Here is a 24684-nt window from a genome sequence, read left to right on the forward strand (position 1 = left end):
TATCGAAGTCGTCATGGCGGAGAGAAAGAACACAGTGCAAACAGGGGTGAGCGAGGATGGCGAAATCGGTGCAATTGTGGCTCGGGCCGACTGGTAGTGGTCGGTCGCAGGGCGTGATCGAAGAGATGCGCAAGGAAGTACAGGCACGGCCCATTGGTGCGCCACTCTTGTGGATTGTCCCGGACGAGACGGCATTTGCCGCCGAACAAATGCTGATGGCGTCCATCGATTCCGCATTGCGGCCAGAGGTCATCACGTTGCGGCGGCTCGCCGAGCGCGTGCGCACGAGTGCCGGGCGTGGTGGGCGCGTGGTCAACCGCGTTGGTCGGAACATTTTGCTTCGCGCCGCCTACGAAGACGTACGGGACAACCTAGGGCCGCTTAAACGGGCGGTAGCGGGGACAGGACTCTATGAGCAAATCCTCGCTGTGTTCGACGAAATGATCCGCTACGAGGTCGACTTGCAAGCTCTTGAGGGCGCCATTGAGACGGCGGCGGCTCGCATCGATGAGATGGATCACCCGCACCACAGCCGTGCCGCTGCGTCGCTGTTTGGCAAGTTGCGCGACGTCTGCACGCTCTATGTACGCTATCGCGAACTTTTGCAACAGCATGATTTGTTCGATCCAGCGCTTACCTTGACCGATGCCGCCCATGTGGCAGACGAAGTGTCTTGGTTGGGCGCAAGCCAGGTGTTCGTCGATGGCTTCAACTTGTTTGCGCCGCAAGAACTCCGCTTTATCACGGCGCTGATCGAACAAGCGGACAGGGCGGTTGTCGTGCTCGGGGACGTTCAGCCCGACCATCTTGTAACTTTCGCCCAGAGGCGAGATAGCCTTGCCGAGTGGCCGCGGTTACAGGACTGGCTGCGCCAACACGGAGGCGTGGACGCTGAGCGTGGCGATCCCGCTCATCTCTATAGTGTAGCAAGGCTTGTATCCATCTTGCAGGAGCGGGGGATCTCCTGGGAGACGGTGTCGTTTACGCCTGGCAAGCGCTTTGCGAAACCGGAGTTGCTCCGATTGGAGCGAGCGCTTGCGGGACAATCCGAAAACCTGGACGGTCACACTGAAAGTGTGCGACTTTGGCGTGCAGCGGATGAGGAAACGGAAATACAAGCGGTGGTCGATGAAATTGTCTCACTGCTCGAGCGCGGGGACGCACTTGGACGAGAAATTGCGGTCGTCTGTCCGTCGTTGGACGACTACGGGCGACGCCTTGCGGAAAGCTTTGTGCAAGCCGGGGTGGCGCACGCCATTGACGTTTTTCCCACGCTGGACGAGCATCCGCTCGGCCATTTCTTGACGAAGGCCATTGCGCTTGTGCAGTCGAATATGTCGGCAGCGGCCGTTGCCTCCTGGATTCGTAGCGCGTACAGCGGACTCTCTGCGGAAGATCGAGACAGATTTGATCTCTATATCCGCATGTACGACGTCTCGGGCAGCGCGGTTTGGTTTCAGGACCATCCGTGGACGTTTGCACAAGAGGTGACCGACGACGCGATGGCGGCGACGCGTGAGGATCAGTTTGCCAATCGCGTCCGCATGCAGCTGGCAACCAAGCTACAACCGTTTGTCGCCGCATGCAGCGCACCGACGATTCGCCTGGAGGATTTCGCGGTGGCGATCTGGCAGTTGTTTCAGGCCTTTGACGTCAAGGCCAAGGTTGCGGCGGCGGTCGTCAACGGTGACGCACAGGCGAGCGTGCTCGCAGGTAGTATCGAGGAGCAAGCGTGGAATCAATGTATCGCCTTGTTGGACGATCTCGCTGGCATCTACCCTGATGTTCGCTTGCCCCAGCGCGACGTCTTAAACCTAGTGCTTGATGCGCTAAGGCGCGAGCGGCTTGCCACCATTCCGAGCAGCGTCGATCAGGTGTTCATCTGCGATTACCGCCGTGCAGACCACTGGACGAAGCCGTACGTGTTTGTCGTTGGCGCAGACGATACCCACCTGCCACTACGACCGAGCGATACGGGAATTCTGCGCGACGACGAGCGCGAGATGTTCACACGCGCCTTTGGCGTTCCGCTTGGCTTCACCCAAGCCGAACAACATCTGGTATTCCAGCGTGTTGCGTATCAGGTGCTGACGCGTGCCAGTAAGTTGCTGACGGTCAGTTGGGCCGTGAGGGCTGGTGTCAAGGAACACGAGGCGGCGGCCCATGTGCGTTTTGCGGCGAATGCACTCGGCGTCACAGTGACCGATGTGCAATTGCCGGGAGCCGGGCCCGCAAATGGCGTACAGGTGCCCATTGTGCGACCGGATCGCGCGTTGCACATGCTCGTGCAACAGCTTGCGAGTGTACGACAGGGAGTTACTTGGAACGAGGTTTTGGCGGCACCGACTGTCCAGGATGTGCTCGATTATTTTTTGGATACAAGCGCCGAACGCGGGCAGATGTTGCGTGGCAGTTTGCGCGGACTGATGCATCGCCCGAACCGCGTCCAACTTCCGCCCGACCTCGCAGAGGACCTGTTTGGGCGACCGTTGCGCACGAGCGTTCATCGTCTTGAAACGTTTGCTGCTTGTCCAGAGCGGCACTTTTTGCAGTACGGGCTCAAGCTTGAACCTTTGTCGTTTGCGGCAGTGCGCCCACAGGACGTCGGGACATTTTTGCACGACGTCGCACAAGCATTGATTGCGCGCTTGCTCGATCTCGAAGCGACAGGCATCTCGTTGGCGGACGCGGATGAGCAAGTCGTTAGCGTGGCAGACGCCGTATTCGAGGAGCAAATCCAGCGGCCCAAGCATAGGCGTTTGCAGGCGGAACAAGTTGGCGGTGTGCGCATCGCCGATCTGTTGCAAGGCGTGCAGTGGCTGGCACGGGCGTTTTGGCGCCAGTTGCAGGATAGCGCATTTCGCCCATACGGCCTCGAAAGGTCGTACGGGCTTGGCGAAGAGGCCTGGCCACCTCTTGCCTGGACGACGAATGAGGGCACAGAGGTCGAACTGCGTGGCCGTATTGATCGTGTGGATTTATTCGAGCGAGACGGGGTGCGTTGGTTTCGCATACTCGACTACAAGTCCAATGCCAACACGATACTCGATGCCACAAAGGTGTTTTACGGGTTGCAATTGCAGTTGTTAACCTATGCCGAAGTCGTGCGCAGGCAATTATCCGAAGAATCGGTGGCCAAACCAGCAGGCGTACATTACATGCCACTCCTGGCGTCTCAGGGCATTAAGAACGCGCCGCAGAGCTTATCGCGTGACAAGATGGTAGGCATGTACCGAGCGAAAGGGTATATGCACGCCAGTCACGACGTCATTGAGGCAATGGATCGCCAGTTGATCGCGGGGGGAGCAACCCCGCTGTTTTCGGGCGTTCTTAAAACGAACGGAGAATATAGGAAGGACGCCGAGGTGTGGGATGACGAAGAATGGCAGCACGTGACGCAGTTTGTTTGGTCTTGGGTCGAACGGACTGCGAATCGGATCATGGCTGGAGATATCGAGGCGCAGCCGTACTTTATCAAGCATACAGACAGTGGTTGTACGAACTGTCCCTTTGGCATGGTCTGTCACTTTGAACATGCGGATCACCATGGTTCCTACCGCGTGCTGCAAACGCGCACATTTGCTGACGTGCTTTCTGCAAAGGAGGTTTAAAGCCGATGAAATGGTCTGAGGATCAAGCGCGAGCTATTGGACTTCGGGATCAAAACGCAATCGTTTCGGCAGGCGCGGGCTCAGGCAAAACGGCTGTGCTCACGGAGCGGATTGCGACATTGTTGGCGGAAGATCCCGGATTAGAGATGGAAAATTTTTTGGTTGTGACCTTTACGGACGCTGCAGCCAACGAAATGCGCGGGCGCATCGCCAAGCGGCTTGAGGAGTTGCGCGAAGAGGCAGGGCAGCATGGCGAGCGGGCGCAGGCACGCCGTTATGAGCACCTTATCAACACGCTTTGGCAGGCGCAGATCTCGACCATCCACAGCTTTTGCCTGCAGGTGATTCGGCAAAATGCGCTATTTCTGAACATCTCCCCCGGGATTGATCTGCTCGATGCCAACGAACAGCGCGTCATGGTTCGGCAAGCGGCTCGCGATGTGGTCGAGGCGGCTCTTGCAGGCCCAACGGGAGATGAGGTACAGCGCGCCCTTGTGGCATTAAGGCTTGTCGGTAGGGAACCGATTATACAAGCCTTAGTCGATCTATGTGACACGGCGCGCAGCCAAGTCCATCCCGAGGCATGGCTCGACCAGGCAAAAGCCATGTATCGCCTCGACGGAGCTTTCCATGACAATGCGTTTGGCGCATGGTTTCAAACATGGCTTTGCGATAGCTTAGCACAGGCATTATCCAGTATGCGGATGGCAGAGCAAGAGGCCGCAAGCGTGCCGGAACTCGCTAAGTTTCACCTATGGGCGAACGATGCCATCAACGCACTGCAAAGCGCCTTGCAAATAGCACAAACTTCCCCATGCGAGGTCGATGCCGTGGCGGATACGCTTCGCGTTTTCGATAAGCGAGCGCCCCAGATAAGGTATAACGGCCCGGAGGTAGAAGTCGTGCGGGCATACGCCGAAAAGGCAAAGAACATAGTCCGTGAAGACATTACATCTGTTCTCTATCGTGGCGAATCCATGCTTAAGCAAGACCTGGCAGACTTGGCGCCACATGTTCACGTACTGGTCGATCTCGCCAAAGCCGTACTTGCCGAAATAGACCAGCGCAAGGCGCAGCGCGAAGTGCTCGATTTTCAGGATCTCGAACATCTCAGCTACCGCCTCTTGACGTCTTCAGACAGCCTGGCACTCGCGCGTGTACGCGCCCAGTATCGGCACGTGTTTGTCGATGAATACCAAGATACCAGCCCGATTCAGGATGCCCTCGTGGATCTGATCACAAGCGGCGCGAACAACCTGTTTGCCGTAGGTGACGTGAAGCAGAGTATTTATAGATTTCGGATGGCGGAGCCCAATTTGTTCCTAGACCGATATCGTCGTTACCACCAATGTGAGGGTGGCACTTGTATCGACCTGCGCGACAACTATCGAAGTCGCAAGGAAGTCGTTGCCGTGGTGAACTATGTCTTTCGACAGTTGTTTCAAGAAGCGACATCGGGCTTTGACTATACCGAGCGAGCGGAGATGCGCGCGTCAGCCTCATACCCACCATATGTAGAGGAGAAGCCGGCCGCCGAGTTTCACATCTTCGCCCCAAATTTAAACACCGATATCCCTCACGAATCCTACATAGAGGTCATGGACGAGGCAGAAGAGGATACCGTTAGGCTCGAGAGTTTGGAACGCGAGGCGGACTGGGTGGCGCGCCAGATCGCGCAATGGATGCAGGAAAAAGCGATGGTATACGACAGCAAGCACGAAAGCGCTCGCCCTCTCGCCTATCGCGATATTGCGATTTTGCTACGCACAGGCAAGCAGAGTTTGAACGCTGTGGTGGCCGCATTGCAGAGACACGGCATACCGGCAAATGCGGACACAAGTACGGGATTTTTCGGAGCACCTGAGATTCAGTGGCTAATTGCGGCCTTACGGGCGATTGACAACCCCCTTGACTCGTTGTCGTTGGTCGCGTTGCTCAAATCGCCACTCATCGGTTGGGACGATTTGATGCTGGCAAGGGTGCGCGTTGTCACAGGCGGATCGTATTGGCACGCACTCTCAAAGGCTGCAGACGGCACTGAATTGGACGACTCTGTACGCGATGCGGCACTGGCGGCTTGCGAGCGGATTCTCCGCTGGCGCACCCTTGCCACCCGCATGCAGGTGGCGGAACTCGTGCGAGAAATGCTCGACGAGACCGGCTATCTTCTTTATCTTGATGGCATGACTCGAGGCCCAGTGCGTCGGGCCAACGTCAATAAACTGCTGGATCTTGCAAGCTCGCATAGAGCGACAGAGAGGAGCGATTTGTTCGGCTTCCTCGAGGCCTGGCGCGCATGGGAGGAAGCCGATCTCGACTTTGGTTCGGCTCTGCCAGCAGACGCCGACGCAGTCTCAGTCATGACTGTGCACCGCAGTAAGGGTCTGGAGTTTGCGCGCGTGTTTGTCCTCAACCTAGGACGCCAGTTCAACTTGCACCATCAAGGTCCCTTGATGCTTGAACGAACGACAGGCATTGGCGCCACCATGTACGATCCGGCAACAGGTCAGCGTTGGCGGACTGTCGCGTCGATCGCGGCATCCTATGCGGATAAACGCGAGACTCTGGCGGAAGAAGCGCGCATCTTATACGTCGCTATGACACGTGCTAAGGAAAAACTCATCTTGGTGGGAACAGCGGACGGATTAGAAAAAAAGGTGCGCGAGTCGTATCAAGCGCATGCCCCGGGGGAACCGCAGTTGTCCGAAGCTTGGTTTTTTGCGGCGAAGTCGTACCTAGATTGGCTTGTTCCGGCGTTGGTGCGCCATCCCGCGGGCGCAGAACTACGCGCTTTGGCTCCTAGCACATGGGACGGACATCTGTTGGATGCAGGGGACGCCGTGCTCTCCGTCTCGATTCATGGTAGTGACGAGCCTACGATGGGAGTCGCAGAGAACCATGCGGAATCGCCATTTGCCGACATGTCGATTGCCGACGTCGAAGCTTTGCTCACCGCCAATCGGCATTCCGACACAAGAGGGCCACGTGCCATTCAGATTCGGCCGTCGCAGGAAAGCCGCGTTGCCAACTTGTACGCGAAGGTGACGGCGACCGACATGCGCCGTTTGCACACTGCTTTGTCGGGTCAGGGTAAGCATGGCATGGGGGCTGCCACATCTTTACTTGAAGATCCGGCCTTTGTCCGGGCACAAACAGTCTCGCCACGCGAGCGCGGAACCGCGTTTCACGCATTCATGCAGCGCTGTGCATGGCCATGTGACGCAGAGCCAGAGGCGGTTGTCAAAGAGCGGGATAGGCTTTTGGCAACGGGCTTGCTCGATGCTCGTCTCGCCGCTGCGTTACAAGTGGATGACGTCGTGCAATTTCTTCGTTCGGATCTCGGCTTGCGGATGCGACAAGCGGATTGTGTATATCGCGAGCAACCGTTTTTTCATCGTATCGACGTCCACATTGGCCATGGTCACACCGTGCCCGTCGTGGCACAAGGCGTCATCGACTGCTTGTTTGAAGAGGCGGAGCGCTGGATTGTCATTGACTATAAGACGGACAGGATGCAAAGTGAGGCGGATTTGGAGCGGCTTGTGCAAGAGTATCAGGCACAAGTGGCGACGTATGTTGCAGCGCTCTCACCGTTGGCACGGGAAAAGGGTATTGAGGCTTATTTATATTTCGTCGCGGCGGGACGCGCCATGACTGTCCAACCGATGGTTTTGTCATCTGTATTTGAGCGACTGCAAAGCGCACGCGGTGAGCATTAATCTTTCGTGACAACCCCCTGCCGGGCGAGGCAGGGGGATTTTTCGTTCCGTTTATTCAAGTACGTCGCGTGCACCGTAGTAATGGGCGGTGTAGTAGGGGTTTGCAAACACGTTGTGGACGATGACGACGCCTTCGCCGTTGTTGGCGGACGACGATTCGATCATGTTGCCGTTCCCCATGTAGATACCGACATGCGTGACGTGGTTTGCATATTGGCTTGCGTAGGAATCAGTATCCGTAAAGAACAATAGATCCCCTGGCAGTAAAGAGGCTTGGGCGACTGGCGTTCCAACAGTGGCTTGATCATGCGATTGCCGTGGCAGCGAAATCCCAAAATGGGCGAATACATACTGTACAAAGCCCGAGCAATCAAAGCCTGTCGCGGGCGTGCTTCCTCCCCATGCATACCGGATGCCAATCAAAGATTGCGCGTAATTCAAGATATTTTGACGTAGCAGTGCGTCTGCTGAGATCGATGCTCCTGTATTCTGCGACGTTGTGCTTGACGTGCTGACTGTCGAAGTCCCACTGCCAGAGGAAGCGCTAACACTGGCACCTGATGGAGCGGATGGGGCAGATGCCGAAGGTGCCGAGTAACTTACCGGGATGGGTAGAAAAACGGTTTGTCCAATTTGCAGGTTGGTTACGTTCGTAATCTGCGGGTTTGCAGCTTCAAGGGCGGCCAAAGAGACACCGTGTGTATTGGCGATTTTGTACAGCGTATCGCCTGGCGCCACGACGTAGGGTGTTGGCAGCGTAATCTCTTCTCCAGGGTAGATGGACGCCGGATTTTGAATTTGCGGATTCGCGAGCTCCAGAGCGGGCAACGGTACATCGTTGGCGACCGCAATCTTGTACATGGTATCCCCGGTTTGAACCGTATAGCCCGTGTTGCCAGTTCCGGCAAAGGCGACGCCCATTCCAGGTGCGGCAAGGGTTGCGATGGTTGTAACAACTGCGATGATACCCTTTTTCATGCTGTCGACTCTCCCTTTTGACACGAATGACATACCATTCGCGCGTCAGGAGGCTTTCACCTTCATGTAAATCGATCCAGTGTAAGGGCAGTCAGGGGAGGTTGCTGGGATGCCTGGTGACGTTAGGTAACCCCAACTGCGACAGCACTCGGTGAATTCATCGGGAAGGGTACTGCTTTTATCACATTCCGCGAGGAGGGACGGAAAGGTCTAAGATTTGCACGGGACGACGGATTGACGCGGAGGCATTGGCGGAAAATCCATGACGGGCTGCTGATGCCTCCGCGTTTGCTGTCGTCAGCGAATCGATGAAAAGCGCTTTAAAAACTTGCGAGACGGCTCTGTACGCGGTCGTCTGCCAACCAATTGCGCATGGACACGGCGAGTTTGGGATCTTCCAGTCCAAATGCGAGATTCGCCTTCAACCAGCCTTCCAAGTTGCCGATATCATGGCGAACTCCTTCAAACTGGTAGGCGTCGACGAGATTCAAGGCGGCGAGGCGCTGGATGGCGTCCGTCAGTTGGAGTTCCCCACCATGGCCGAGAGGCGTCTCCTCCAACGCGTCGAAAATCGAGGGCGGCAGGACGTAACGGCCTAGTACCGCCAAGTTGGATGGAGCTTCTGCTTCGCTTGGTTTTTCGATCAAGCGTCGGACAGCAATGGGTTCTCGACTCGCGGTACGCTTTGCCGGCTCAACAATACCGTATTTGGACACGTCAGACGTAGGCACAGGTTGAATACCAAGCAGGGCCCTATCCGAATTCTCATATTGCGCCAGCAATTGGCGCGTAACCGGCTCGTCTGACTGAATGATGTCGTCGCCGAGCAAAACGGCAAACGGTTCAGAGCCGACGAATGATTTTGCGCACAAGATGGCATGTCCCAGGCCAAGCGGAGTCTTCTGCCTGGTGTAGTGAATATCGACAAGATCAGAAATCGCTTGCACTTCTGTGAGCATACTTGCCTTGCGGCTCTGCTCGAGATGAAGTTCCAGTTCAGGGGAGCGGTCAAAGTGGTCTTCGATCGCCTTTTTTGCGCGACCTGTGATGATCAAAATCTCTTCGATCCCGGAGTACACCGCTTCCTCCACGATGTACTGAATGCACGGTTTATTTAAAATGGGCAGCATTTCTTTCGGCACTGCCTTGGTTGCCGGCAACATGCGCGTGCCAAAACCGGCAGCTGGAATTACCGCCTTGCGTACTTTCATCTTCATTCACCTCTGGCGACGATTCGCTGCTAAGAAGCCTGTCCTTCATATTTTAGCCATAGTTGATGTGCTACGCCAGGGTTTGGTCAAACATTCCAATTGTGTCCGAACAGCGTGCACGTGACGACATATTGTGAAGTGAATCTAATGGAGAAGGCGGGAGTGTGACTTGGCGCGCAAACCGGAGCTGGGAAAGTGGTTGTTGTACCGATTTTTCGCTCGTAATTTGAGCGCTCGTAAACATTTGCCGACGACGCGAAAATACAACGAAAAAGCGCTCGCCGCCATGCTGCAAGCATATGGCGCGGTGTATATAAAGCCTGCCGCAGGCTCGCGTGGGCGCGGTGTGATGAAGGTGTGGAAGCGGCAGGGCCGCGTGATCGTCCAACATACGGTGCATAAGCCAATTGCATTTAGCACCCTTGGCGAGGCCTGTACCTACATCAAACGCCTTCAGGGAGACCGAGTCTATATTGTGCAACAAGCCGTTCATCTGCTGCATGTGCAGGGGCGTCCTATGGACGTTCGCGTGATGATGCAGCGTGAGCGGCCAGGGGGCAAGTGGTTGTACTCTGGCATGGTGGCAAAAGTTGCAGGACCGCACAGCATCGTGACCAATGTGGCGCTCAGTCGCGGCGCGGTGATGAGTGTCGATCGCGCTCTGCGCCAAGCGGGCTGGACGACAGAGCAGACGGAACGCATGAAAGCGCGGTTGATTGAACTTGCACACGAGTGGGCGAAACACTTTGATACGTATCAGCCGTACCGTGAGCTCGGTTTTGATATCGCGATCGACACGCGCGGGCGAATTTGGCTGTTAGAAGAAAATACGGGGCCAAGCCATCGATTGTTTGCGAAAAGCATCGACGGGCGTGCCGATTACAGACGCATACAAGATCGCTGGCGTCGCTACGAGCGGGCGCGGCGAAGTAGCGGGCTGCACGCTCGTAGCACCCCCACAGCGGGACCGAGCGGCCGAACGCGTGGCTGTCAAGGCGCACCAAGGCCTCGCGTGAATGACAGGGGCACGGTGTCTCCCGGCACGTACTGATCCTCATCGAGGCGGATTAGGGCATTGGTTAAGGCCAGCCCGCTTATGCTGCCCGAGGATTGTTGCACTTGCGCCTTGGCGGTAAGAATACCGTCTTGCCAATTCGCGATAGCGCGGTGCACACGAACGTGTTTCAAGGGCTTCAGCCGTATCGGTTCCATGAGTCTGGCTCGATAAGGAAACGGACAGGCGCTAAAATCGCCCATCATGCGTCGGATGGCAGGCAGGATGAGGCTGTGAAATTGCACGAAGCAAGCTGCCGGGTTGCCCGACATCGCAAACACGTTAGTTGTATCAATCCGCCTGACGACGAGCGGAGAACCTGGGCGCATCCATATGCGCGAAACGGCGATGGGAAGATCGCCAGGAATGGAGGCAATTGCGCGCTGTGCGTAATCGGTGTCGCCGACGGAGGCACCGCCAGTCATCAGAATGCAGTCGACAGCGCCAATTCGGCGTTCTATTTCGCCACGGATCGTCTGCAAATCATCAGGAAGATAAACGATGTCGACGACGACGGCACCAATTTCAAACAGGCTGGCGGCGAGGAACGCGTCGCTCGCAGCGTACACTTGTCCTTCGGCAAGTGGCTGCTCATCAGTGCGAAGTTCGCTGCCCGTCACGAGAATCGCAATCCTGCAAGCGCGGTGAACAGGCACTTGTGTAACACCAGCGGCGCGCAGCACGGCGATGGCTTGCCCATCAAGCGGGAGCCCTGCTCCAATGAGCGGAGCACCTGCCCGGACGTCGTCGCCTCGACGTTGAATCGATTCGTTTGGCCGAACGCGTTGTAGCAGGCGAATGGTCTCGCCCTGCACGTCGACCCACTCCTGGCGGACGACGGCAGCGGCGCCTGATGGCACCATGGCACCTGTGCGCACGCGCACCGCATCGCCGTTTGCAAGTGCAATAGGGGCCGGATCGCCCGCGGCCACGGCGCCGCGAATGCATAGCGGCTCCATCGCGTGCAAATCGGAGGCCGCAATGGCAAATCCGTCCATCATGGCGCGATCAAACGGTGGCAGGTCGATGGCCGCTACGACGTCCTGTGCGATCCGCCGCTTTGTCGCCGTCGCCTGCCAAACCTCGATCCACTCCGGCGGGAGTGGCGCGGACAGCGATTGAATCGCCATCCACGCGTCGTCAAACGGGAGAATCCTCACTTTTTAACACCCCCGCATTGTGCCTCCTCGGTATCGTTTACGCCAAAACCTTTTCAATGGCGTCAATCACGTCTTGCGATAGCTTAATGCCAGCTGCTTTCGCGTTTTCCACGACCTGCTCTGGACGGCTTGCGCCAACGAGGGCGCTTGCAACGTTGTCTAAGCGCAAGGTCCAGGCAATAGCCATTTGCGCGAGCGTGAAGCCAGCTTCTTCCGCGATGGCAATAAGGCTTTCCACTTTATCAAGCACCACATCGTCGACATGCATGAACTGATTGACGCCGGGTGTAGCCAAGCGCGATCCCGCTGGAACAGGTTGGCCCTTGCGATACTTACCGGTCAGGATACCTTGTGCCAGCGGTGAGAAGACAACTTGCCCAATGCCTGCGTTTTCGCAGATCGGGACAACTGCTTTTTCAATGTAGCGCTCGAACATGTTGTAAATGGGTTGGCTCGCTGCGAACTTGTGCAACCGCAGCTCCTTTTGTAGCTGTACACCAAGTGCAATCTTGTCGGCGGGCCATTCGCTCAAACCTGCATACAATACTTTTCCTTGCGCAATGAGGTCGTCGATCGCGCGCAGCGTCTCTTCGAGATCTGTGTCGGGATCGAACCTATGGAAGTAGAAGATGTCCACGTAATCGACGCCAAGCGCTTTCAAGCTTTGTTCGGCCTGCTCGATAATATGTTTGCGGCTCAGTCCGCGATCGTTCGGGCCATCGCCAACAGGCCAAAACGCCTTCGTGGTGATTACGTAGCTTTGCCGGGGGTATGGCTGTAAAGCCTCGCGCATGACCTCCTCGGCGGCGTGCGGCTTCGCTCCGTAGACATTGGCACAGTCGAAATGGTTGATGCCCAGCTCATACGCCTGCTTGACACAAGCAATAGCCTGCTCCTTCTCCGTCACGGTGCCGTATGTAAGCCAGCTGCCTAGTGCGATTTCTGACACTTTCAAACCGCTCTTACCAAGTCTGCGATATTCCATATGACAAAACACCTCCTTTCACATTGTACCTTGGTTGGACCAATACACAAAATTCGTACAATCATTGGCCGAAGGAGCGTTGGGGCAACGAGAATTCGTCGTTCTGAGACAAAGGAATGCACTGCAGCGAGACAGAAATAGAATGAGACACGAAGAGGAGGGGGTAGAGGTGGATATCCAACGCATCTTGGGTATGAAACCGCTTACGGATGTGAAGTCCGTACTATGCGTGCAGCCGCATCCAGACGATAACGAGGTAGGAGCAGGTGGCACACTGGCGCGGTTGGCGGCAAATGGGTGTCTCGTGCACTACGTGACCGTGACCGATGGCCGTTACGGCGGATCGGAATGTGCGGTGTCTGCAGAAGAGTTGGTTCGCGTGCGGCAGGCTGAACTGCGCAGAGCGGGGGAAATGGTCGGCGTGGTGCACCACCATGAACTGTCGTTTGAGGACTTGGGCCATTACTCGGAATCGGATGTGATGTCTGCACTCATTCCCATCCTGCGCGAAAAGCGGCCAGAAGCGGTGATGACAGTGGATCCGTGGGCGCCTTATGAGGCTCATCCAGATCATCAAAAGGTCGGCCGTGCAGTGGCGGCGGCCGTGCTTGCGGCCAACAGCTCTATCCATGCGGACTGTGGCCAACCATACAACACGCCGATGGTTGCGTTCTACGCGAGCGCCTACCCAAACACGTATGTCGATATCACAGACTTTTGGGACGTCAAACTGGCCTCGATACTCGCCCACGAAAGCCAATTTGCCAACGACGAGTGGCCGTTGCTCGTTCAGTATTTTGAGCATCAGGCCAGGCAGTACTACGGCGCTATGCAGATGGCACAAGGGGTCGCGGAACCTTTGACGGCGGGCTTTGCGGAAGCGTTTAAAGTGTTGTCTCCGCGCCAACTGCACTTTTTCCCTGCGGCACTTCACATGTGATTTTGGGGGTGGCCTATGCTGGGACCACAGGCAACGCTGCCAACGAGTCAGCCCACTCGACAAGTGCCTGCGGGCAAACGCGTCGCCTACGCTGCCAATCAAGTGGCCATTAACATGCTTTGGCAAGCGTTCAACGCAGTGGCAGTGTATTTTTACGTCACAAATCTGCAGGTATCGGCTGTCGCCATCTCGTCGGGCATGATTGCGTATGGCGTGCTGAATGCTCTTTTTAACTTGCTTGCCGGACACATCAGCGACCGCACCCATACGCGCTGGGGCAGGCGGATTCCGTATATTGCCGGATGTTCACTGCCGTTTGCCTTGTCGTTTATCTTCCTCTTTTCGCCCCCATCGCTCGGCCAGACGGGACTTTTATGCTATTTCTTTGTCATGACGCTCGCATTTGATCTAAGTTTCACCTTTACGGCGTTGAATGCCGGGGCCTTGTATCCCGAAATGTTTGTGACCGAGCGCGATAGGGCCTACGTTTCGGCGCTGCAGCAACTGTTTGGCATCGTGGGACTGATTGCCGGGGTAGCTCTTGCCAAGTCACTTGGAGAAACTTTAGGCTGGCGGAGCATGGGGCTCGTCTTCGGCGCCATTGGCGTACTCAGTATGTATGTATCCCTGTATGGTAGCTTTGAACGCAAGGACACGCGGGAAAGCCCGTTTGGTTGGCGTGAGGCGCTGTCTGCCACGTTTCGCAACCGACGTTTTTTGGTCTATGTCGCCGCCAGTTTTTTGGTCCAATTTACAACGACATTGTTTACGAGTGCGTCTTCATTTTACACGACCTATGTCATTCGCTTGACGCCCATGCAAAATTCGTTGTTTCTCGGCGGCATTTTTGTTGTCGCCATGCCACTCTCGTTTGTCTGGGCCCGTGCTGCCGTGCGCTTCTCGTCAGCGCGTTCGCTTTGTCTGTCCATTCTCGTATATGCGCTCGTCGAACTGTCGTTATTGGTGGATCGCAACCCTGTTTCTTTACTCTGTACGGGTTTGGCACTCGGTGTTCCCATTGCGGGATTCATGGTGCTTTTAAACGTTCTTCTAGCCGAAGTGATTGACATCGATGCCGCGCGCACCGGTAGGCGCCGCGAGGGGATGTATTTAGGTGTGAACGGTTGTATCGTGCGTCTTGGCATGTCTTTGCAATATGCGGTCATGGCCGTTTTCTTTGCGCTAAGCGGTTATCGATCCGGCGCAGCTATCCAATCTTCTGGTACCATCCTTGGTTTTCGAGTTTTGCTTGGACTTGTACCACTTATATTTCTGCTGGCAGCCTTCGTGTTCATGCTTTTGTACATTCGCATGGGTAAGGAGCAGCGCATCGTCAAAGCCACCGACGCACCGTCATCTTCCACTTGAACTTGGGCGGTAAATGTTGTCTGTGTTAAGCTGTGCATAGACTTCGGCCATACGGCCATTATGCGAGGTGTCAATTTTGCCACAGAAACAATACGACAAGGCCCCAGACTTTCAATTGAACAAGGGAAGCCGCTATGAAGCGGTTGTCCATACGGACAAAGGCGAGTTCACCATCGAATTGTTGGCGAACAAGGCTCCGCTTACGGTGAACAACTTCGTGTTCCTTGCACGCGACGGCTATTATGACGGCGTGATTTTTCATCGCGTGATCAAAGAGTTCATGATTCAGGGCGGAGATCCGACGGGGACAGGGCGCGGTGGTCCAGGTTATCGCTTCCGCGACGAATTGCCGCCGGCTCTATCTTACGAGCCCGGGGTCGTTGCCATGGCCAACGCAGGGCCAAATACGAACGGGTCACAGTTCTTCATCTGCACTGGTGAAATGAGTAAGAATCTCAATCGGTCGCCCTATTATTCCGTGTTTGGCCGTGTCAGTGCGGGAATGGACACCGTAATGGACATTGCATCGCAGCCTGTGGAGCGCAGTGATATGGGTGAGGTCAGCCGTCCGGTGGACCCAGTGCACATCGAGCGGATCGAAATCATCGAGTATAGCGCCTAAACCAGCTTACAATAGGGCGGGGATGTATCTGGAATCCGCATCCGCCTTGCCGTTTTGTCCATGCCTTTCATCACCTTCGCGCGTAAGGTACAGCAAACGTGCGAGGAGGGATTGAGATGGCAAACCTTCGGGCGCTTGCGATGCAGCACATTGGCCGTCCGGTTGAGGTGCATACCGCTTATGGTGTACACCGGGGCATTTTGCATCACATCGATGATCGCGGATTGTATTTGCAAATGTACCGCCAAGGTGGGCGACTTGCTGCCGCTTCAGATGAGGTCAATCTGCAGACCTTGGATCAAGGCGCAACTGAATTGGATGTGCAGTCTGCTTGGTGGATCTGGCCATTTTTCTTCATTCCATGGGCGGCAGCATGGGCTTTGGGCCCGTGGTGGGGACCCTACTGGTGGTGAGCCGGGTGTGTCACCCGGCTCTTACTTTACATAGGTGTGCGTAAAAGGAGGACAAGTCTTGGCGAAGACCGCGTTTATCACATCGGCAGGCAAAGGTCTCGGGCATGCGATGGTGTTAAGGCTTGCACGGGCCGGCTGGGACGTAGCCTTTACATACGGCAAGAGTCAGGAAGAAGCACTGCGCCTCGCGGCAGATGTCGCGGAACAGGGGCGCGGTGTTCTCGCCATTTCCTGTGACTTATTCGATCGAGCGTCTGTACTCGATGCGCTTGCGCAAGCAAAACGGCAGTTTTCCCATATTGATGCGCTAGTTCATAATTTCGGACCCTTTGTTTTCGAACGCAAACCGTTGGCCGATTACGATGAAGAGATGTGGCAGCGTATGATGCACGGGAACTTGACGAACTTTTTTTGGCTGTATAGGGAAGTTGTCCACGACATGCGCGCGCAGGGGTTTGGCCGGTTTGTTACGGTGGGCTACGAAGGAGCTGGCGAAGCGCGTGGCTGGCGTTATCGGGCGGCGTATGCCGCAGCGAAGTCCGGGTTGGCGGCACTTACACGGTCGATCGCGCGCGAAGAGCGCACATATGGAATTACCGCAAACATGGTTTGCCCTGGGGACATTCGCGGTGAGGACAAGATGCGGATGATTGAAGATGTCGCCGCTGAGCGAACGGAGGAAGGGTTGCGGCCGCCGGTCGGCGAGGATGTTGCACGCGCAGTGGAATGGTTTCTGCGCGAGGACAGTCAGGAAGTGAACGGAACGGTTCTCGAGGTGACCGGCGCCCGCGAGATCGTAGCGAAAGATTCGTTTCCAAAGCGTGCGCCGTGACGTTACGTTTCCTGTTCTTTGCGCAGTTTTCCGCGTTGACGTAACGTTTGGCGCAGAGACGAACTCAGACGCCATGTCAGATATAGGGCGAATGCGGCAGCTAGGAGCAAGTACAAAATGCTATCCCGCATACGCTGTCCCTCCTTTTTCTTTTGCAGCCTGCACAGGGCGGGCAAATGGGTAGCGTATATGAATGTTTTCCAAGTTCCGTTTTGCTATGCGGAAATACAAACGAAAAGCTTCACTCGCAAGCCTGCATTTGTGACATAATAGTGACCGGAGGAGGGCTGTCCGTGGAGGTTCAGACTGTCGGGATCGTCGGCGCAGGAGCAGTTGGGCGAGGGATTGCCATGACCTGTGCTGTTAGCGGATTGCAAGTGCGGCTGTACGACGTGGATCCGAACGTCGTCGAAACGGCCATGTTTCAAATTGGCCAACGCGTGGCTTCACAGGCACGACATGCGCGCTTGATGCAGGACGAGATGGAAGGGGTGCTACACCGCATTCGCACGCTAACGCGTCTCGACGGAATGGACGAGGCGGACATCGTCATTGAGGCGGTACCGGAGGATCTCGAGACAAAGCGCATGGTCTTCTCACAGCTCGATCGGATATGTCCAGAGCGCACAGTGTTTGTCACAGGTACTTCAGGGCTGTCCATCACGGAATTGGCTCAGGCTACGTTGCGTCCGGATCGCTTTATCGGAATGCATTTCTTCCATCCCGTCTCAACCGTCGGTTTAGTGGAGATTGCGCGTGGGTACGAAACGAGTTACGAAACGTTTGAGGTCGCAGTTGCCTTGTGTAGGCGGATCGACAAGACGCCCATCGTCGTTCAGGATGTCCCGCCCTTCGTCGTCAATCGCATTCTTGTGCCGATGGTCAATGAAGCCATCTTTATGCTGCAAGAAGGGCTAGCGACTGCGGAGGATATTGATACCGCGATGCGGCTTGGCGCGAATCATCCGATAGGGCCGCTGGCGCTGGCCGATAAGATGGGACTTGATGCGCTTTTAACCATCACTGAAACGTTGTTGCGAGAAACAGGAGATCCGAAATATCGCCCGCCGCGGTTGCTTCGTCAATTGGTTCGATCTGGAAAGCTAGGCCGCAAAACGGGCGAGGGTTTCTATCATTACGATGAAGATTGACATGTTCGCCATGCTTGAAACGCTTGGTCAAGGATGGCCGCGGAGCGATGCAATTGGGCAAGTTCGTCAGCTTCAAGGGGCAGTTCGAGTACATTTTCGACGCCTTTGTGCGAGAGCTTGACAGGAAGCCCTATAAAGACGTCTTCTGGCAGGCCATACGCACCTGCGCTGCGCACGGAGACGGGAAGCAACTGCGGAATCGGCGAAAGAAGGGCCTGAATCATCGCCACGACCGCGTGTGCGGGTGTTACCGCAGCGCCATGTGTATGAAATTTAGACAAAATTTCACCACCGCCGTGGCGAGTGCGTTCGACGGCCGTTTGCCAGAGTTCATCCGTCATCAAAAGAGAGGCGGGTATGCCGTGGATGGATGCGAACTGCCGAACGGGCAGCATGTGATCGCCGTGGCCACCTAGGATCATTGCGCGCACGTCGCGCTGACTGACATCACACAAGGCCGCTATCCAGGTTGCTAGACGAGCGCTGTCGAGAATTCCACCTTGCGCGACCACCTTGTTGGCAGCAAATCCGCTTTTCTCCCAGGCTACACGGGCGAGGATGTCCGCCGGATTGGTTAGTACAATCACGAATGCGTTTGGCGCCAATTGCTTGATGACCTCGCAAATGTCTCCCACAATCTGTGCGTTTGTCGCCAATAATTCCTCTCGCGCAATTCCCGGCCGTCGCCCGATCCCGGCGGTAATTACAACAATCTGTGCCCCGGCGCAGAGTACGGGATCGCTACCACCTTGCACGCGGCTGTCACGGCCTGTCAAGGCACCGGCTTGGCCGATATCAAGTGCCTTACCTTCCGCCAGTGCGCCGTTTACGTCGATGAGGGCGATCTCACCGAAATTGTTGTACAAAAGGAGTTCTGCAATCGCGCCACCGGTACCGCCGGCACCGAAAACGGCTACCTTTATCTCGTTTGCCAACATCGCCCACCTCGATTTCCGTCGGTTACGACCTCATCGTACGAGGGGCGGGGGCAAACCGTTCTCAATCCGGGCGCTCTAACGGCTCAAGATAGGCGGAGCGCAAGCCTTTTGGATACAGATTATTCAGCCGCGAAGGGGCGCCCTTGGCAAAGCCAAGCCCATATCCGGCATATGTCAGATGGACAAACCCGCGCAAATTTGACGGGTTATCGAGCGCTTCTCCGCGCAAATAGGTCATGGCCCTATCTTCGTCAAGTTCCGCCGAAGAAAGAAAAGCATGGGCGGGCAAGGCGCGAGATAGGGCGTGGTGTGGTGCGAACTGGCCGTTCTTCCACGTTGCCACCGGGCATCCTGGCCGCAAAATGCGCAATCCATCCGTTGGCAATCCAGCTAACTCATCGCTGAACACGACGTCTTTGTGCAGGCGCGGCTGAACAAAGGACGGCGGCGGATCCGTCACCATGGAGTGCAGCCAAGCCGACCAGTCGCGAGGGCCTTTCGCCGGTCGCGCCCCCCGAACGCGGGGCGTCCTTGGCGACGCGTCCTCTGCCAATCGCAGACGGGCGACAAAGTGCCCTTCGCCGTGCGCAAGGTGCGGCCAGAGGCGGCGAGTGCCGACAAGTTCAGGGCGATCCGATCCCCATTCCGGTCGCCCACAGCTCCATCCAGGCCATTCCGGAAGCGGTTCGATCGCGAGTGGAAACGAGTCGAGTAACCATGCGACAATTTGTTCATTCTCCATCGGATTAAAAGTACAGGTCGAGTAGATGAGGCGTCCGCCCGGTTTAAGCAACTGGACGGCGCTTTTTAGAATGTCTTGTTGCCTAATCTGGCAGCGCTCGGGACTAGCGGCTTGCCACTCGCGAACGGCCTCTGGGTCTTTGCGAAACATACCTTCGCCGGAGCAGGGCGCGTCGACGAGCACAGCGTCGAACGAAGCCGACCACGCTTCGGCCAACCGATCCGGCGATTCGTTGACGATGGCGGCGTTTGCGCCAACGCGCTCAACGTTTTCGGCAAGTGCACGCACGCGCGTCGGATGTATTTCGTTTGCAATAAGCTGTCCACCCCCTGCGCGCGAAAGCAACGATGCTACATAGGTGGTTTTGCCACCGGGTGCTGCACACAGATCGAGAATGCGTTCGCCGGTTTGTGGAGCAACCGCGATCGCGATGGCCATGGCAGACGGCTCCTGCAGGTAGTAGGCCCCAGCCTCATGTAACACGGTCTTGCCAAGCGGTGCGTTGAGATCGATATAATATCCGTCTGGCGTCCAGGCGATGGCCGCGCTGAGATGGGGCAGCAGAACGTCGGGTATAGATCCAGGCGCGGCTTTGCTTTTCGTTATGCGAAGGCCGCGGGTGGGCGGCGAGGCAAGCGCCTGGAACAACAAGCCCGCTTCTGCGCCCATCCACTGCTGCATAAGTTCGCAAAATGCCGCTGGCAACACAATACGTTCATCGCTTTTAGCCATCAGCGAATTCTCCTTCCGCTAGTAGGTTGTCCACAATCGCCAGAGACGGTATAGTTGTACGGGACCTGCGCATATTCCGGCGCTGATGGCGCCATGTTCGTAGAGGTGAAATGGAATGCTGAATCAACCTAGTAAGACGCTGGTAACCGTCCCGAATCCACATCCGGATCGCGTCTATACAGTAGAGATGGAGACCGCCGAGTTCACGACGCTCTGTCCGATGACGGGACAACCAGACTTTGCGACCATCTATATCGAATACCAGCCACATGAGAAGCTGGTGGAACTAAAGTCCCTTAAGCTTTATTTGTGGAGCTATCGCAATGAGGCCAGCTATCACGAGGACTGCGTCAATCGCATCCTAAATGACTTTGTTGCTGCTGCTGAGCCTCGATCCGCCAAAGTCGTTGGTGATTTTACCATTCGCGGCGGCATTCACACAAAGGTGACGGTTGAATACACGAAGTAATAGAACTTGCTCGGCGCGATCGCCAGCTGGAAGTACCAGTTGGAGGATCGCGTTTTTTGTTAGGAAGCTCGAGATGGTAACAGCTTAAGCGTAAAGCGGACCTATGGCCTATCGTGTTTAAAAACAAGAACCAATTTGCGAACGTAGTTTCATTCGGGCTTTTTCTCTCTTTTATAGCTTAATTTGGGAAATTTATAATTTCGAGTATATTAGGTTTTACATACCGGGATTTTGATGTGGATGACTTGATACTCAATACAACTGGCGTGATTTTAGGCTATGTTTTCTTGCGAATTGTTCTGCACCTAAAGTCCTTAACACATTTGGCCAAATCAAAAACATGGCTTATTGCCGCTCCCGTCGTTACTTTGGTGCTTGTAGGTTCGCTATGGGGATACGAATATGTTTCACATTCTACACCCGAGAGAGCCCAACAAAGTTATGATCCAAATGTCTTACCTTTAGTCATGGCGCCTGTCTCAAAAGATGGTGTTGTGATAATTACTTGAACAGATCCGCACAGAACAAACATAACAGGCTATGTGGCGGAATATTGGCGATATGTACGTTTGTGGGGATGGCGTCTTCAGGAAAAATCAGCAAATTCCAATCCGACTTTATCGAATTTAAAGTCATATCATGTGTCTTCCATTAATTTGCCTAAGGACACTTTTGCTTGGGGATTAGCACCCAACCCCCAAATCAAAAACATTACATATCGATATGGCGATCAAGTCTATTTTGCCCATATTCGCGAAAATGGATTTTGGTACATGATTCTTCCAATACAGCAGAGCCAGTTGTCACACTCTAACTGGTCCATCGAATTCAAGAATGGGAGCGATATGGATCTCTCGTAGCCCCGTCCAGTAGCTTGTACAAGGCAACGTTCAAATCAACCATACCTTGATTCGGGGTAACGCGAATCTTGAAGGCGATGGAGTTCCGTGAGCGTCAAGTCAAATAGTACGCATTCTCTGCAGGCGATGCGCTCGCGCCAAAGTTCACGGCACTCTTGGTGAGACATGTGCTCTCCCATACAAGAACGCTCCCGTGGTTTTATGAGGACATTTTCAAGCAGCGGGAGGGCCAACGCCATGTGGGGTTGAATTGACGCTTGCGTTACAGCCGCACAGTCATACGCCACCTTGCCACATATCATGGTGGGGGAACGAGTGAGGTGGTGGGCGTGGCTGAGGAAGGGAACCAACGAAAACTGTTCGGAATTGCGACGACATCGTTGCCGATTGTTCGCGGTGCGAAGAGGCGTCCTGCGTTTCACTATGTCCGCATTGCGCGCGCCGCAGTAAGACAAGGGTTAGACGTTTGCTTGTTCGATCCGCACCACGTGAACTGGCAAACCGCAAGCGTGAACGGATACGTACCGGAACGTCCACAGGTGCCGGAGGGAAACTGGGTCAAGCGGACTCTGCGGTTGCCTGACGTGATCTATGAAAATGTGTACGTGCATCTGGCGATTCGGGGTTATTCTGCGACACTTCGCACACAGGCCAAACGGCATCACATTCCGTTGTTTAATCCGATGTTGCCGGGAAAGTGGAAGATGATTTCGGTGTTGCGCCAGGCAGGTCTGAGCGACGCGACACCAGAAACGGAGCGCATTGTATCGAGTGAACAAGTGATTCATCGCGTAAACGAGTGGCAAACTGCCTACGTGAAACCCATCGGTGGCTATGGGGGGATGAACGTCTACCGGATCGAACGGCTCCGTGCAGACCAGTACAGGGTCAGTGCGGATCGACGAGGTGCAGAGGGCGGAAAATGGCGCAAGGTGATGTCGGAATCCCAGCTTCGCACATGGCTGCGGCGGCGCATCGGAGGTTATCTGGTGCAGCGTGGCTTAAGACTTTTGAGCATCGGTGGCCGCAAAGTCGATTTTCGCGTTGTCCTGCACCGCGACGAACATGGTGAGTGGCAACTTGTCGGTATCGTTCCCAAAGTGGCAGCGCCGGACGGTGTGGTGACAAACATCGTCGCGGGGGGTGAGCGGGTGCCACTAAGTCGGCTTGTACAAATGGCTGAGGCAGATGGCAAAGCCATCCCGCTGGATGCGCTGGAAGCCCGCGCCCGAGCGATTGCGCGAGCACTCTCGCGACGTTATCCGGCCACTGCATTGGTGGGTTTTGATATGGCAGTTGAAGAGGATGGATCGGTCAAGATGATTGAAATGAATCCTAAACCCGCGCGATCGCTTTTGGAAGGTACGATGCTGGCCCGATTGGCAGAGTATCAAGCGGGATTTGCAAAGTTTCTAACAAAATAGGCTACGCAGAATGGTAGAGCGCGGACACATGCCGTGGGCGCGTTCCCGTTGCATAGCCGATGGTTAGCGTCGATTTTTTAGCCAGGGGAAGCGAATCCTTCTCCTGGCTGTCTCAATTCATACGGGCAATGTCGAGTGCACATGGGCGGCAACCATAGAGGCGCATGGTGCACACCGATGCTGTACAGATAGCGAAACGTGTGAAAATGGCGAGCATCGGAATGCATGATGCTCAACAGAAATGGGTATCCATAAAAATACATTGGACAATCTCCATCCTGCGTAGTATAGTAGTCGATGCCGCTGCGGACGGCGCCCTACGGCAACGCCCGGTGGCCAGTCGGTGAAGATGCTGAGCTCGCCAGTGAGTGAGCGATGCAAAACTTACCGGTTGACGATGAAGTGTGAGATGTGATATATTGATTGGGCTGCTTTGAACGGCAGCGTCGCTCCTTGAAAACTAAACACACACCACGCCAGTTCATCTGTCTCGCGTATGCGGGATAGTGAGATTTCATTGAGAGTTTGATCCTGGCTCAGGACGAACGCTGGCGGCGTGCCTAATACATGCAAGTCGTGCGGACATCTTCGGATGTCAGCGGCGGACGGGTGAGTAACACGTGGGCAATCTGCCTTTCAGACCGGAATAACACTCGGAAACGGGTGCTAATGCCGGATAGGTCACGAGGAGGCATCTTCTTGTGAGGAAAGCTGCAAATGCAGCGCTGAAAGAGGAGCCCGCGGCGCATTAGCTAGTTGGTGAGGTAACGGCTCACCAAGGCGACGATGCGTAGCCGACCTGAGAGGGTGACCGGCCACACTGGGACTGAGACACGGCCCAGACTCCTACGGGAGGCAGCAGTAGGGAATCTTCCGCAATGGGCGAAAGCCTGACGGAGCAACGCCGCGTGAGCGAAGAAGGCCTTCGGGTTGTAAAGCTCTGTTGCTCGGGGAGAGCGATAAGGAGAGTGGAAAGCTCCTTAGGAGACGGTACCGAGTGAGGAAGCCCCGGCAAACTACGTGCCAGCAGCCGCGGTAATACGTAGGGGGCAAGCGTTGTCCGGAATCACTGGGCGTAAAGCGTGCGTAGGCGGTTGTGTAAGTCTGGAGTGAAAGTCCATGGCTCAACCATGGGATGGCTTTGGAAACTGCACGACTTGAGTGCTGGAGAGGCAAGGGGAATTCCACGTGTAGCGGTGAAATGCGTAGATATGTGGAGGAATACCAGTGGCGAAGGCGCCTTGCTGGACAGTGACTGACGCTGAGGCACGAAAGCGTGGGGAGCAAACAGGATTAGATACCCTGGTAGTCCACGCCGTAAACGATGAGTGCTAGGTGTTGGGGGGGATACACCTCAGTGCCGAAGGAAACCCAATAAGCACTCCGCCTGGGGAGTACGGTCGCAAGACTGAAACTCAAAGGAATTGACGGGGGCCCGCACAAGCAGTGGAGCATGTGGTTTAATTCGAAGCAAC

18 protein-coding genes and 1 rRNA gene are annotated in these 24684 nt (G+C 55.6%); 12 read left to right on the forward strand and 7 right to left on the reverse strand.

Annotation, left to right across the window (positions count from 1 at the left end; genetic code table 11):
• The first annotated feature begins 56 nt into the window (after positions 1 to 56).
• Together QMF38_RS11745 and addA are read left to right on the forward strand one after the other, a co-directional pair.
• Positions 57 to 3611: a PD-(D/E)XK nuclease family protein gene (locus QMF38_RS11745; RefSeq protein WP_281759539.1), complete on the forward strand. Its 3555-nt coding sequence runs from the start codon at positions 57 to 59 to the stop codon at positions 3609 to 3611.
• 5 nt (positions 3612 to 3616) lie between these two features.
• Positions 3617 to 7330 (forward strand): helicase-exonuclease AddAB subunit AddA, encoded by a 3714-nt coding sequence (gene addA / locus QMF38_RS11750; protein ID WP_281759540.1) that lies wholly within the window; start codon positions 3617 to 3619, stop codon positions 7328 to 7330.
• A gap of 51 nt (positions 7331 to 7381) precedes the next feature.
• On the opposite strand, the gene QMF38_RS11755 is transcribed toward addA, so the two are convergent.
• Together QMF38_RS11755 and galU are read right to left on the reverse strand one after the other, a co-directional pair.
• Positions 7382 to 8308 (reverse strand): NlpC/P60 family protein, encoded by a 927-nt coding sequence (locus QMF38_RS11755; protein ID WP_281759541.1) that lies wholly within the window; start codon positions 8306 to 8308, stop codon positions 7382 to 7384.
• Between the two features lie 320 nt (positions 8309 to 8628).
• Complete coding sequence (gene galU / locus QMF38_RS11760) at positions 8629 to 9519, reverse strand: UTP--glucose-1-phosphate uridylyltransferase GalU (RefSeq protein WP_040289044.1); 891 nt, start codon at positions 9517 to 9519, stop codon at positions 8629 to 8631.
• Between the two features lie 169 nt (positions 9520 to 9688).
• Here galU and QMF38_RS11765 point away from each other — a divergent pair, with 169 nt between their 5' ends.
• Positions 9689 to 10570: a YheC/YheD family protein gene (locus QMF38_RS11765; protein WP_281759542.1), complete on the forward strand. Its 882-nt coding sequence runs from the start codon at positions 9689 to 9691 to the stop codon at positions 10568 to 10570.
• Here QMF38_RS11765 and QMF38_RS11770 read toward each other — a convergent pair.
• Both QMF38_RS11770 and QMF38_RS11775 read right to left on the reverse strand, forming a co-directional pair.
• On the reverse strand, positions 10510 to 11733 hold the full coding sequence (locus QMF38_RS11770; RefSeq protein WP_281759543.1) for a molybdopterin molybdotransferase MoeA: 1224 nt from the start codon (positions 11731 to 11733) through the stop codon (positions 10510 to 10512). The two genes, QMF38_RS11765 and QMF38_RS11770, sit on opposite strands and share 61 nt — an antisense overlap.
• A 37-nt stretch (positions 11734 to 11770) precedes the next feature.
• Positions 11771 to 12718, reverse strand: coding sequence for an aldo/keto reductase family protein (locus QMF38_RS11775; RefSeq protein WP_281759544.1), 948 nt, complete (start codon positions 12716 to 12718; stop codon positions 11771 to 11773).
• A gap of 169 nt (positions 12719 to 12887) precedes the next feature.
• Here QMF38_RS11775 and QMF38_RS11780 point away from each other — a divergent pair, with 169 nt between their 5' ends.
• From QMF38_RS11780 to QMF38_RS11800, 5 genes are all read left to right on the forward strand, one after another.
• Entirely contained in the window at positions 12888 to 13658 is a 771-nt protein-coding gene (locus QMF38_RS11780) for a PIG-L deacetylase family protein (RefSeq protein WP_281759545.1), read from the forward strand.
• A 15-nt stretch (positions 13659 to 13673) separates the two neighbouring features.
• Complete coding sequence (locus QMF38_RS11785) at positions 13674 to 15026, forward strand: MFS transporter (RefSeq protein ID WP_281759546.1); 1353 nt, start codon at positions 13674 to 13676, stop codon at positions 15024 to 15026.
• A 67-nt stretch (positions 15027 to 15093) separates the two neighbouring features.
• Positions 15094 to 15648, forward strand: a complete 555-nt coding sequence (locus tag QMF38_RS11790; RefSeq protein WP_309298702.1) for a peptidylprolyl isomerase — start codon at positions 15094 to 15096, stop codon at positions 15646 to 15648.
• 116 nt (positions 15649 to 15764) lie between these two features.
• Entirely contained in the window at positions 15765 to 16061 is a 297-nt protein-coding gene (locus QMF38_RS11795; protein ID WP_281759548.1) for a hypothetical protein, read from the forward strand.
• A 58-nt stretch (positions 16062 to 16119) separates the two neighbouring features.
• Positions 16120 to 16893 (forward strand): SDR family oxidoreductase, encoded by a 774-nt coding sequence (locus QMF38_RS11800; RefSeq protein ID WP_281759549.1) that lies wholly within the window; start codon positions 16120 to 16122, stop codon positions 16891 to 16893.
• 2 nt (positions 16894 to 16895) lie between these two features.
• On the opposite strand, the gene QMF38_RS11805 is transcribed toward QMF38_RS11800, so the two are convergent.
• On the reverse strand, positions 16896 to 17024 hold the full coding sequence (locus QMF38_RS11805) for a hypothetical protein (protein WP_269744850.1): 129 nt from the start codon (positions 17022 to 17024) through the stop codon (positions 16896 to 16898).
• Positions 17025 to 17186: 162 nt separating this feature from the next.
• Between QMF38_RS11805 and QMF38_RS11810 the strand changes: the two genes are divergently transcribed.
• Positions 17187 to 18044 (forward strand): 3-hydroxyacyl-CoA dehydrogenase family protein, encoded by an 858-nt coding sequence (locus QMF38_RS11810; RefSeq protein WP_058093606.1) that lies wholly within the window; start codon positions 17187 to 17189, stop codon positions 18042 to 18044.
• Here QMF38_RS11810 and QMF38_RS11815 read toward each other — a convergent pair.
• Together QMF38_RS11815 and QMF38_RS11820 are read right to left on the reverse strand one after the other, a co-directional pair.
• Entirely contained in the window at positions 18029 to 18979 is a 951-nt protein-coding gene (locus tag QMF38_RS11815) for a malate dehydrogenase (protein WP_281759550.1), read from the reverse strand. The genes QMF38_RS11810 and QMF38_RS11815 overlap by 16 nt on opposite strands.
• A gap of 64 nt (positions 18980 to 19043) precedes the next feature.
• Positions 19044 to 20456, reverse strand: a complete 1413-nt coding sequence (locus tag QMF38_RS11820) for a methyltransferase RsmF C-terminal domain-like protein (protein ID WP_281759551.1) — start codon at positions 20454 to 20456, stop codon at positions 19044 to 19046.
• A 115-nt stretch (positions 20457 to 20571) separates the two neighbouring features.
• On the opposite strand from QMF38_RS11820, the gene queF reads away from it, so the two are divergent.
• From queF to QMF38_RS11835, 3 genes are all read left to right on the forward strand, one after another.
• The gene (queF, locus tag QMF38_RS11825; protein WP_281759552.1) at positions 20572 to 20925 is read left to right on the forward strand and encodes a preQ(1) synthase; all 354 of its coding nucleotides are present in this window, start codon (positions 20572 to 20574) and stop codon (positions 20923 to 20925) included.
• Between the two features lie 1189 nt (positions 20926 to 22114).
• Positions 22115 to 23209, forward strand: coding sequence for a YheC/YheD family endospore coat-associated protein (locus tag QMF38_RS11830; protein WP_281759553.1), 1095 nt, complete (start codon positions 22115 to 22117; stop codon positions 23207 to 23209).
• 513 nt (positions 23210 to 23722) lie between these two features.
• Positions 23723 to 24684, forward strand: a 16S ribosomal RNA gene (locus QMF38_RS11835); the annotation flags it as partial.

It is taken from the genome of Alicyclobacillus hesperidum subsp. aegles (genome assembly GCF_027923525.1).
GTDB classification, from domain to species: Bacteria; Bacillota; Bacilli; order Alicyclobacillales; family Alicyclobacillaceae; genus Alicyclobacillus; species Alicyclobacillus aegles.